Source organism: Vibrio fluminensis, from assembly GCF_015278125.1.
GTDB classification, from domain to species: Bacteria; Pseudomonadota; Gammaproteobacteria; order Enterobacterales; family Vibrionaceae; genus Vibrio; species Vibrio fluminensis.
Window position 1 is genome coordinate 1 of sequence record NZ_JADILO010000064.1, and the last position, 1,891, is coordinate 1,891.

Genomic DNA, 1,891 nt, shown 5'->3' on the forward strand with positions numbered 1-1,891 from the left:
CGTGCGCCGAGCATGGCGTTGATCTAGGAGGTGAAAGTCCTCTACGGGCTCAGTCGAGCGAGAACCGTTAGCCTATGCAAGGGTGTTCACCGTGAGGTGAAATCTGAAGGAAGCAAATGGTAAAACTTGGTTGTGACGAACAGAAATCTGATAGTAGGTCACTACAACTTGGGCAACCTAGCGCTAGATAGAATAGCCCGATGCCTCGACGGGAAGTGTGTAGTGATAAATCAGGCACGGCCAAGGGAAAGAGCAACGTCTTACCTCGGGAGATCTTATTGCCTGTCTCGATAGAGACTAATGCAACAGCGATGTTGTGTGATGGGTAATAAGAAGTCAGCAGAAGGCATAGTACCCTAAGAATGTACAACTTAAGGGAAGGCCTGAACTGAATATATCAAGAAGCAGTCACTAGACACTCAATCATGTGGAGTCATAGCAAGATGAAAATCATCTCTACGTCCCAATGGGCGATACCGCAAGTAAAGCTCATGGTCACGAAGAATGACAAGCATGGTCGGCGTAGACAGGAGGACGAGTCTTGGTGACCTCAACTTCGTTGATGGAACAAATCTGTTCCTCAACCAACTTGAATCAAGCTCTAAGAAGAGTGAAGAAGAACAAGGGATGTGCAGGTGTCGATAAACTCGACATTGATGCGACCATTTCTAAACTTCGACAAGCTTCAAATGGGCAAGCGCTTCGGCAGAGTCTTCTGGATGGAAGCTATCAACCTCACCCTGTTCTTGGTGTAGAAATCCCCAAACCTAGTGGTGGAGTAAGGCAGCTAGGTATCCCAACAGTGCTCGATAGAGTTGTCCAACAGGCAATCACTTCAGTGCTGTCAGATGTCTATGAAGCTAAGTTCTCCAATAGCAGTTACGGATTTAGACCGAACCGTAGTGCACATCATGCGCTAGCGGCAGCCAGTCGTTACATCCGAGAGGGGCGAGTTTATGTGGTAGATATCGACCTAGCGAAATACTTCGATACCGTTAATCACGATAGACTGATGCACAGGCTGTCACGGGATATTGCAGATAAACGCGTGTTGAAGCTCATCAGGTCATACCTACAGGCAGGCATAATGCGAAACGGATTAGTCGAACAGAGACAACGAGGGACACCACAGGGTGGACCATTATCTCCGTTGCTATCCAATATCGTGTTAGATGAACTGGATAAAGAGTTAGAGCGTAGAGGGCATAAGTTCTGTCGATATGCAGACGACTGCCAAATCTACGTTCGTAGTGAGGAAGCCGCTCATCGAGTCAAAGAATCGATAACGGAGTTCTTGGAGCAAAAGCTGAAACTCACGGTAAATCGAGAGAAAAGTGCAGCGACAAGGGTGACAGAGCGAACTTACCTAAGCCACTGCTTCGGGATAGATGGAACAATCCATATATCGAAGTCAGCGCAAACTCAACTGAAGAAGCGAGTGCGGCAGATAACGAAGCGAAACCGAGGTCGAGAGCTAGAGGTGATAATCGCCGATTTAACTCAATACCTAAGAGGTTGGCAACACTACTTCAAACTTGCCATACGGAAGAGCAGCATGGAACGCTTGGACGAATGGATACGGCGACGGCTAAGGTGCTATCGACTTAAGCAACGCAAACACAGATACGGCATAGCGACATGGTTACAGCGACAAGATGTAACAGAGCGTAATGCGTGGAAGTTAGCGATGTCAGATAAAGGTTGGTGGCGGCTAGCATTAACACCGCAGGTAAATCACGCTATGCCAACAAAATGGTTCGAGGAGTTGGGTCTGTACTCGTTGCGAAATGGGTATGAGTCACTAAAAGTATATTCGGAACCGCCGTATGCGACCCACGCTTGTACGGTGGTGTGAGAGGACGGAGGCCGTGAGGCCTCCTCCTACTCGATT

The 1,891-nt window shown here is 48.1% G+C and carries 1 protein-coding gene; it reads left to right on the forward strand.

Features of this window, described 5'->3' with window-relative positions; translation table 11 throughout:
* The first annotated feature begins 562 nt into the window (after positions 1-562).
* Positions 563-1,855 carry a group II intron reverse transcriptase/maturase gene (gene ltrA / locus IRQ95_RS21835; RefSeq protein ID WP_194439892.1) on the forward strand — a complete coding sequence of 431 codons (1,293 nt, stop codon included), beginning with the start codon at positions 563-565 and terminating at the stop codon, positions 1,853-1,855.
* The last annotated feature ends 36 nt before the right edge of the window (positions 1,856-1,891 follow it).

What these genes read in the sequence shown, in the direction of transcription:
- ltrA (WP_194439892.1), top strand. Translation starts at nt 563, where the DNA reads ATGGAACAAATCTGTTCCTCAACCAACTTGAATCAAGCTCTAAGAAGA.